Raw genomic sequence first — 8,663 nt, forward strand, 5'->3', positions numbered from 1 at the left:
GGCGGGACGGAACCGCCGCGCGGCCCGGGCTGCGCCGGACGCGGTTCGCCGGTCTGCTGGCCGTCCTCGGGTTCGTATTGGATGTAGTCGTGGGACCCGTGGTCGTACAGCCCGTTGAACGTCTCGGGCTCGTTGGAGCGGGCCTCGCCGAAGATCTCACTGCCGAGCGTGTCCGTGAAGAACGGCTCCACGTACGGGGCGTCATGCGCGACGATGAGGTCGAGGAGATCGGCGGCCGCGGCGTGGTTCGTAATGAGATACGTCGCCCCGTGGCTGACGCCGAGATCGAGCACCTGGATGCCGATGGGCCGCTCGCCCGTGGCCACCTCTCGGGCGCTCTGCGCGAGCTGCTCGGCGTTGGCCGGAGCGGAGACGAGGATGCTGACGGGTCGGTTGAGGATCTGGTCTACACCGTCGAGAACCAGGTCACCGTCGTGCGATTGGACGATGGAGGATGTGACTTTGTACCGCCCGCCCAGCACGGTGCCGACGTCGATGGACTGGGACACGGGTACCTCCTTTGAAAGTCTGCCCCGGCCAGCCCGGACATGCCGGGCCCTTTGCTAAGACTTGATCCTAGCGGACGGCAGCCCGTCGACTCTTGTCGAGCGGTGCCGGATGGCGTCGCGTCAGGCGTCGCGGAAGTGCGGATTGCGCCCGGGAGGGCCCTGATACGTGCGCCGTCCGGGCAGGGTTCCGGGCCCCGGCGTTGGCGTGGCGGGACGCGCGCGGTAGAGGTTCGGATCGAACTGTCCGGAGATGCGCGGGATGATTCCGGTGTCGTCGGAAATGGTCGGCGCGATTTCGCGCAGCGCGTACGCGGCCTCGATGACTTCGGTGGGCTCGCCGCCGTAGGTGGCGGCAGCACCGGCGTCGTGCGTCGCCTCCGCAGCGGACGACGGCGCGGCCTCGCCCCGCCCGAGGCGGCTCAGGATGGGGCGCAGGAGATCGCGGAGTTCGGTCACCCCAAAGAGGCGCAGGAGAACGAGGTAGACGATGAGCATCGGGATGCCGATCACGACGATCCCGACGAGCGCCGCGAGGGTCGAGCTCCAGATGAAGCCGCTCGGCGAAAGCCCGCCCATGAGCCACACGGCGAGCCCGCCCGCGATCGCCGAACCCAGGGCGGCGTAGCCCATGCGGATGTAGGAGCGGGCCACGGTCGCGCCGTCGAGGTGCCCGATGAGCCGGCGGAGGTAGGCGCCGCTCAACACGACCGAGAGGACGTTCCCCACCGTGTAGAGGATGGCGATCGAGAAGATGATGTACCGCGCGGGCAGGAACTGGATCACCGTGGCCCCGACCACGTTGAGCAGGCCGAGCCACAACTGGATCTTGAACGGCGTCTTCGCGTCCTCGTACGAATAGAACACGCGGGACATCATGAAGTTCGCGCTCAGGAACGGCGTGCTGAGGGCGAGGATGCTGAGCGTCTGGGCGAGCATGACGCCGTCGGACGGCCGCCCACCTGAGAAGAACATCCCGAGCGGCGCGGCGAGGGCGAAGAGGGCGAGGGCGCTGAACACGGTTGCGACCGCCATCGTGCGCAGCCCGCTGGAAAGCGCTATCCGAACGCCCTGGCGATTGCCGGACTGGGAGGCCTGGGTCATGCGGTTGAACAGGACGGTTGCGAGCGAGAGCGCGATGATCGAGTGCGGCAGGAGATAAAGCTGGCTCGCCATTTCGAGCACGGTGTTGCCCGGAATGAACTGCCACGTGGGATCGTCCGGGTTCGCCTCGCGGAGGTGCTCGCGCACAGCGCCCGGCATCGAGGCGACCCTCATGAGGTAGAGGAACGTGAGCTGCCCGACCGCGGTCGTCGCGAGCGTCCACGCGCCGATGCGTGCGGCGGCGCCGAGCCCCACACCGCGCCAGCCGAACTTGGGCCGCAGCCCGAGCCCGAGCCGGCCCACTGGCACGAACAGCATCGCGGTCTGGATCACGACGCCGATCGTCGAGGCCCCCGCGACGAGCAGCGTCTGGGGCGTGCCCCAGTTGTCGAGTGTGTGCTGGTGCGTGTTGTTCGTGCCGAAGATCCAGATGAACATCCCGAGGCCGGCGATGGCCACGATGTTGTTCACGAGCGGTGCCCACATGGCGGGCCCGAACGCGCCGTGCGCGTTGAGCACCTGCGTCAGCAGCGCATACAGACCGTAGAAGAAGATCTGCGGGAGACACCAATACGCAAAGACCGTGGCGAGGGCCAACTGGTTCCCGCTGTAGCCCGAAGTGGTGAGCTGCATGACGACCGGCGCCGCGATGGTCACGAGCGCCGTGAGCCCGAACGTGACCATGACGCCGAGCGTTAGGAGCCGGCTGATGTAGTCCGCGCCGCGATCCGGCGCCCCGCTCGCCTTGATGATCTGCGGGACGAGCACCGTGTTGAACACGCCGCCCGCGACCAGCAGGAAGATGAGGTTCGGCAGGTTGTTCGCGTTGACGAACGTGTCCGTCACGGTCGAGCCGAGGCCCAGCGCGTAAACGAGCATGAGCTGCCGGAGGAAGCCGAGGACTCGGGAGAGTAGCGTGCCGACTGCCATGATGGCACTGGACCTGGCCTCCGACGCCCCTCCGGTCTTCGCTGCCATCATGGGGCCGTCATTTCAGCAGATGCTCCGGGAGGACTTCCCGGGCCAGATCTGCGATGCGGCGCTCGTTCGGGAACGAGAGCCGCCGTGAGAGTTCGGAGATGGGCACCCACGCGACGTCGACGGCCTCCTGGTCGGGGTCGTTTTCGATCGTGAGCTCGCCGCCCACAGCTTGCAGGAGATAGTGGTGCACCGTCTTGTGGACGCGATGCCCCGTGACCGTGAACCAGTAGTCGATGCTTCCGAGGGGCGCGAGGATCTGGCCGTCGATCCCGGTCTCCTCGCTGATCTCACGCACGGCAGCCTTCTCGTTCGACTCCTTGCCCTCGGGATGACCCTTCGGGAGGCACCACTCGAGGCGCCCGCCGCGGTTGAGCCGCGCGATGATGGCGACCGGGAGATTCGGGTCGCCTGTGTCGACAATCACGCCGCCGGCGGAGATCTCCTCCACCGTCGGAAGGGCATGAACGTAGGCCTGTCCGGCCGGCGCGACGTGCGGCCCGATCGCGGATGGCAGGGGCGCACTCCTCCTCTTCTGAGGGTCGCTCGGCAACGGGATGACCATGCAGTCCACTCTAACCAGAAGGCCCTCGCAATGGTTGGCGCTCGGTAGGTGTGCTCGGGCTGCGCCGCGGATCTGCCAAGCTTTAAGGACTATGGCAGAAGAGAACACGCAACACGCGCACACGACGGCGGTCGGGTCACCCCCCGAGCGCTTCACCGTCGAACCCGTGGCGCTCGAGCTCGGCCGGCGGTTCGTGGGCGCTGGCTTCGAGGTGTCTCTGGTTGGTGGGCCCGTGCGCGATCTCTTCTTGGGTCGCCGATCGCTGGACCTGGACTTCACGACGAACGCGAGCCCCGACGAGACCCTTGCCGTGATCAAGGGCTGGGCGGACGCACACTGGGAGATCGGCCGCGAGTTCGGCACCATCGGTCTGCGCAAGGACGGTTTCCAGCTCGAAGTCACGACCTACCGCGCCGAGGCCTACGACCCCGAGTCGCGCAAGCCGGTCGTCGCCTTCGGCTCTTCCCTCACCGGGGACCTCAAGCGCCGCGACTTCAGCATGAACGCGATGGCCCTGCGCCTTCCCGCGCTCGAGCTCGTGGACCCGTTCGAAGGCCTCAGCGATCTCCATGCCGGGATCCTCCGCACGCCAGGCGCGCCCGAGGATTCGTTCTCCGACGATCCGCTGCGCATGATGCGCGCCGCCCGCTTCGCGTCCCAGCTCAAGGTCGACGTCGCCCCCGAGGTTCGCGCGGCCATGGCCGCGATGGCGGAGCGGCTCACGATCGTCTCGGCCGAGCGGATCCGCGAGGAACTCGTGAAGCTCATCAACGGTGCGGCCCCGCGAGCGGGGATCGATCTCCTCGTGGAGAGCGGGATCGCGGACGTGGTGCTGCCGGAGGTGAGCGCGCTTCGCCTCGAGGTTGACGAGCATCACCGCCACAAGGACGTCTACCAGCACTCGCTGACGGTCCTCGAGCAGGCCGTGGCCCTCGAGTCCGGCCCGGACGGGCCCGTGCCGAGCCCCGACTTCGTGCTGCGCTTCGCGGCGCTCCTCCACGACATCGGCAAGCCCGCCACGCGGCGCTTCGAGCCTGGCGGTGGCGTGAGCTTCCGCCACCACGACGTGGTCGGCTCGAAGCTCGTCAAGAAGCGCATGCGCGAGCTGCGCTTCGACAACGAGACCATCAAGGCTGTGGCACGGCTCGTCGAGCTGCACATGCGCTTCTACGGCTATGGCGACGCGGGGTGGACCGACTCGGCCGTGCGTCGCTACGTCACGGACGCCGGACCGCTGCTCGAGCGCCTGCATCGCCTCACCCGATCCGACGTGACGACGCGGAACCAGCGCAAGGCTGAGCGACTCGCCTTCGCCTACGACGACCTCGAGCACCGCATTGCGGAGCTCGCCGAGCAGGAGGAGCTCGCGGCCATTCGTCCGGACCTCGACGGCCAGCAGATCATGACCGTCCTGGGCATCAAGCCCGGTCCGCTCGTGGGCCGCGCGTACAAGTTCCTGCTCGAGGAGCGCATGGAGAACGGCCCCGTCACGGAGCACGAAGCGAGCGCGAAACTGCTTGAATGGTGGGCGGCGCAGCCGGAGTTCGAAGCCGGCGCACCGACAGAGACGGGAGTGGACGAGTGAGCGTCGAGGACTTCGGGCTACCGAGGCTGTGGCTCCTGCGGCACGGCGAGACGGAGTGGTCCAAGAGCGGCCAGTACACGGGGCTCACCGATCTTCCCCTCACCGCAGAGGGCGAGCAGCAGGCCCGGCAGGCCAAGGCGACGCTCGACGGCGTCCGTTTCGGTCTCGTGCTCACGTCGCCGTTGCAGCGGGCGCGGAGGACGGCGGAGCTCGCCGGCTTCCCCGAGGCGCAGCCCGAGCCCAACGCCGTCGAATGGGATTACGGAGACTACGAGGGCATCAAGTCCTCGGACGTCCGCAAGGACAATCCCGATTACCTCATCTGGACGCACGGCGTGCCGAACGGCGAGACCCTCGATCAGGTTGCCGCACGCGCGGACCGGGTCGTGGAGCGCGCCTTGGGCAGTGGCGTGCCTCATGTGCTCGTCGTGGCGCACGGCCATTTCTGCCGTATCCTCACGGCGCGCTGGCTTCGGCTTGCGCCAATCGAGGGCCGGCATTTCATTCTCGGCACCGCGAAAGTGTGTCGCCTCGGATGGGACAAGAAGACCCCGGCCGTCGAGGCCTGGGGCCTCTGAAACCAAATTCAGAGAAATTCTCCGCGCGGCTTGCCTTTTCTCCTGCCGGTGGGCTAACTTTACTTTTGTGCCCCGAGCGTCGCCTCGAGAGGCCCCAAGCAGTTCACATTTGGCAGCAGAGGAGGTTGGACCCATGATGACTACCCAGGTTCTGTACCGCGGTCGGATTGCCACGACGGCAGGCGGAGTCCGCGGCCTGCTGCCGATGTTTACGGCTGTCTTCGCGTAGACCTCAGCAGCTTGCCGGCCCGGCGGTTCCGGGCTGACTCTTGCACCTCTTCTTCGGGTAGCCCGAGCGTCCCCACGCTGTCAGCGCGAGCGGACGCCTGTGCTCCCTTTCTCCGGAATTGAGCCCTCCCCGAATTGGGCTACAGCCTTTCCGGCTTTTCCGCTACCCGCCCGGCTGATTTCGCGCGCCTCATTTGCGCGCGTCGCGCACGGTAACGAGCTCGGAAATCCCATCGCATTTCGCATGCCGTAATTCACCGCGCCCTGTGCGCGGTAATTCGTTACGCCCTCAGGAGCACCCATGTCTTCGTTGAGTCACTCGTCGCTGCCACTCGAACAATGCGACGAAACGCCCCTCCCGGAAGGCGACCACCCGCCGTCGTCCGCTGAGCCCATATCGCAGGAGGTGAGTACCGTGGTCCAGCGCGTGCTGCGCGCTTTCGCATCGCAAGTCGATGCTGAGCGCATCGAGGCCCATCGCGAGGCCGTTCAGCGCGAAGTCGCCCTGACAATTCCTGTGCGGTAAATGCTGGTCTGCGCCCTGGGTCTCGTGAAGAATCGCTCTCGTGTGCACGCGTGGTGCACCAGAAAGGGACCCATGCGCAGGAAAATCGTAGCCGCCTTTGCGGCTCTCGCGGCCGCCTTCGGGCTGGCGCTCACGGCAGCGCCAGCCCAGGCGAGCACGGGCGGCGAGCCGGACGGCAGCGCCCATCCGGGCGTCGCGATCATTGTGTATTACACGCCCGAGGGTCGCTTCCGCTGCTCGGCTGCGCTCGTCTCGCCGACGGTGCTGCTGACCGCCGCCCACTGCACCGACGGTGCGCTTGGAAAGACGCTCGTCTCCTTCGATTCCGTGATAGCCGAGCAGCCTCCCTCGGGCTTCCCCAACGCGGCCGATCGGAGCGTGGGCTACACGACGGCCGATCTCGCGGGTCGCGTCCAGGGGACCGCGCACACCGACCCGGACTTCTCCCACTTCACGGACGAGAACAACTGGAATGACGTCGGCGTGATCGTCCTCGATTCGCCCGTCTCCCTCCCCTTCTACTCGCTCGCCGCGGCGGGGACGCTCGAAGCGCTCGCGCCCGGTGACGTCCCCAAGACGGTCGTGACAGCGGTTGGCTACGGCACGGAGCTCGGCAAGCCGGCCTCGGGCCCGCAGCGGCGCGTTCCGATCACGTATCCGCTCATCCGCCGGTCCGTGGATCTGCGCGCCCAGAAGATCGGTCCGCAGATCCTCACGACCCACGGCAACGTCAATCCGGGCATGGGTACGGGTGGCATCTGCTCCGGCGATTCCGGCGGCCCCGCGTTCCTCGACGGCACGATTGTTGGGCTCACGAGCTTCGGGCGCAAGAACTGCCTCGCGCTGGACGGCCTGCAGCGCGTCGATCTCGCGCCGGTCCAGTCCTGGCTGGCGGGGTTCGGCGTCGGGTCGTAGTCCCGCTGGTGCCGCCCGTCGGATGGCGGGCGGCACCAGCAGGGCGGCAAGGCCTGGCCGGTATGCTCTGACCCATGGAACCCTCCGCGGATGACGGCGCGCGCGCGCCGCGCGCCGTCATCTCGCCGAGCCGGAACGATCCCCTCGTGGTCACGCTCAGCGAAGGGGTGGGTGGCCCCCTCGGCTCCCACGCGGCCCCGGGAGCGGCGCGGAGCGCCTTGTGGAACCCCGAACTCATTCTGCTGCTCCTGACCGCCGTGGCCGCGATCGGCGGGGTGCTCATCAAGGGGTACTGCCGCGTGAACGGCTGGACCTCGCCGACCGAGTTCTACGCCACGTGCTATTCCGACTTCCCCACGCTCTTCAAGGAACGCGGTCTCGCGGACGGCGTCCTCCCGCTGTTCTCACACGGGTCCCCGTTCGAGTACCCGGTCATCACGTCCCTCATCGCGGGCCTGACGGCGCTCGCCATTCCGGGAACGGGAGCTACGCCCGCGCGGGCCGGCGCGTACTTCGACCTCAACGCGGTCCTGGCCGCGGTCATGTGGATGGTCGCCGTCATGGCGACCGCCCGGGCCAATCCCCGGAGGCCTTGGGACGCCGCGCTCGTGGCGATTGCTCCCGGCGCGATCCTGGCTGGGTTCATCAACTGGGACTTCTGGGCCGTCGCGCTCCTTTCGCTCGGCCTGCTCGCGTTCGCGCGGAACCGGCCCGTGCTCGCGGGGATCGCTATCGGTCTTGGCACCGCGACGAAGTTCTATCCAGCGCTCGTGCTCGGCGTGTTCGTGCTCCTCGCGATCCGGACCGGCCGTTGGCGCCAGACAGTCGCGCTGCTCGGTTCCGCCCTCGCAGCGTGGGCCGCCGTCAACCTGCCCGCGATGGTGGGTGATCCGAAGGGCTGGGCGTTCTTCTTCCAGTACTCGACGGACCGGGACCCCGGTTTCTCCTCGGCCTACTTCGCCTGGAATCTCCTGGCCGAGAGGCTCCAGCTCGCGAAGATCTCGACGCCCGCGGCCAACGGGCTGTTCGTCGTGGGATTCGGGTTGTGCTGCCTCGCGATTGCGTTCGTCGCGCTCCACGCGCCGCGCCGGCCGCGCGTGGCCCAGCTCGCGTTCCTCGTGGTGGCGGCCTTCGTGCTCACCAGCAAGGTCTATTCGCCCCAGTATGTCCTGTGGCTCATTCCGCTCTTCGCGCTCGCCCGCCCGCGCTGGCGCGACTTCCTCATCTGGATGTCGGCGGAGGCGCTGCACTGGGTCGCGGTCTGGATGTACCTCGGGTGGACCACGAGCAACGGGCCCGTGCAGAACAACATCGACTCGCCGTATTACGTCTTAGCCGTTGCCGTTCATATGGCTGCTCTGGCATATATGTGCTCGCATGTCATTTCAGACATCTACGACCCTTCGCGCGACCCCGTCCGCCGCAGCCATCAGGACGACCCACAGGGCGGCGAATTCGACGGCGCGCCGGACGTGTTCACGCTCCCGCCGGTTCTCGAGGGGCCGCCGCGGGTGAGCGTTTCCGCCGAGCAGAGCTAGGCGTGGCGCGTCCCTTCGACCTCGCAGCGATCGGTGCCGGACTCCCGTTCGCCGAGGCCATGGTCGAGCTCGAGGCGGCCCTCACGGCGACTGGCGCGGGCGTCGCCGTCGTCCAAGCCCCGCCCGGCACCGGCAAGACG

General features: G+C 67.8%; 7 protein-coding genes and 1 pseudogene. 5 read left to right on the top strand and 3 right to left on the bottom strand.

Features of this window, described 5'->3' with window-relative positions:
* The 3 genes and pseudogenes from ACLN58_RS13800 to ACLN58_RS13810 all read right to left on the bottom strand — a co-directional run.
* A pseudogene (locus ACLN58_RS13800) lies at positions 1-509 on the bottom strand (ABC transporter substrate-binding protein); the annotation flags it as partial.
* Positions 510-629: 120 nt separating this feature from the next.
* The gene (gene murJ / locus ACLN58_RS13805; protein WP_415855834.1) at positions 630-2,591 is read right to left on the bottom strand and encodes a murein biosynthesis integral membrane protein MurJ; all 1,962 of its coding nucleotides are present in this window, start codon (positions 2,589-2,591) and stop codon (positions 630-632) included.
* A 7-nt stretch (positions 2,592-2,598) separates the two neighbouring features.
* Positions 2,599-3,105 (bottom strand): NUDIX hydrolase, encoded by a 507-nt coding sequence (locus tag ACLN58_RS13810; protein WP_415855840.1) that lies wholly within the window; start codon positions 3,103-3,105, stop codon positions 2,599-2,601.
* Positions 3,106-3,244: 139 nt separating this feature from the next.
* Between ACLN58_RS13810 and ACLN58_RS13815 the strand changes: the two genes are divergently transcribed.
* The 5 genes from ACLN58_RS13815 to ACLN58_RS13835 all read left to right on the top strand — a co-directional run bounded on the left by ACLN58_RS13815 (position 3,245) and on the right by ACLN58_RS13835 (position 8,523).
* The gene (locus ACLN58_RS13815; RefSeq protein ID WP_415855835.1) at positions 3,245-4,738 is read left to right on the top strand and encodes a CCA tRNA nucleotidyltransferase; all 1,494 of its coding nucleotides are present in this window, start codon (positions 3,245-3,247) and stop codon (positions 4,736-4,738) included.
* Positions 4,735-5,316: a histidine phosphatase family protein gene (locus tag ACLN58_RS13820; RefSeq protein ID WP_415855836.1), complete on the top strand. Its 582-nt coding sequence runs from the start codon at positions 4,735-4,737 to the stop codon at positions 5,314-5,316. Before ACLN58_RS13815 ends, ACLN58_RS13820 begins: the two co-directional genes overlap by 4 nt.
* 529 nt (positions 5,317-5,845) lie before the next feature.
* Positions 5,846-6,070 carry a hypothetical protein gene (locus ACLN58_RS13825; RefSeq protein WP_415855837.1) on the top strand — a complete coding sequence of 75 codons (225 nt, stop codon included), beginning with the start codon at positions 5,846-5,848 and terminating at the stop codon, positions 6,068-6,070.
* Positions 6,071-6,142: 72 nt separating this feature from the next.
* Positions 6,143-6,985 (top strand): trypsin-like serine protease, encoded by an 843-nt coding sequence (locus ACLN58_RS13830; protein WP_415855838.1) that lies wholly within the window; start codon positions 6,143-6,145, stop codon positions 6,983-6,985.
* A gap of 74 nt (positions 6,986-7,059) precedes the next feature.
* Positions 7,060-8,523: a glycosyltransferase family 87 protein gene (locus ACLN58_RS13835; RefSeq protein WP_415855839.1), complete on the top strand. Its 1,464-nt coding sequence runs from the start codon at positions 7,060-7,062 to the stop codon at positions 8,521-8,523.
* Positions 8,524-8,663 lie beyond the last annotated feature (140 nt).

It is taken from the genome of Sinomonas sp. G460-2 (genome assembly GCF_047759905.1).
GTDB lineage: Bacteria > Actinomycetota > Actinomycetes > Actinomycetales > Micrococcaceae > Sinomonas.

Bases quoted from the DNA above. Each gene is read 5' to 3' on its own strand.
- murJ (WP_415855834.1), bottom strand. From the start codon at position 2,591: ATGATGGCAGCGAAGACCGGAGGGGCGTCGGAGGCCAGGTCCAGTGCC.
- ACLN58_RS13815 (WP_415855835.1), top strand. From the start codon at position 3,245: ATGGCAGAAGAGAACACGCAACACGCGCACACGACGGCGGTCGGGTCA.
- ACLN58_RS13825 (WP_415855837.1), top strand. From the start codon at position 5,846: ATGTCTTCGTTGAGTCACTCGTCGCTGCCACTCGAACAATGCGACGAA.
- ACLN58_RS13830 (WP_415855838.1), top strand. From the start codon at position 6,143: ATGCGCAGGAAAATCGTAGCCGCCTTTGCGGCTCTCGCGGCCGCCTTC.
- ACLN58_RS13835 (WP_415855839.1), top strand. From the start codon at position 7,060: ATGGAACCCTCCGCGGATGACGGCGCGCGCGCGCCGCGCGCCGTCATC.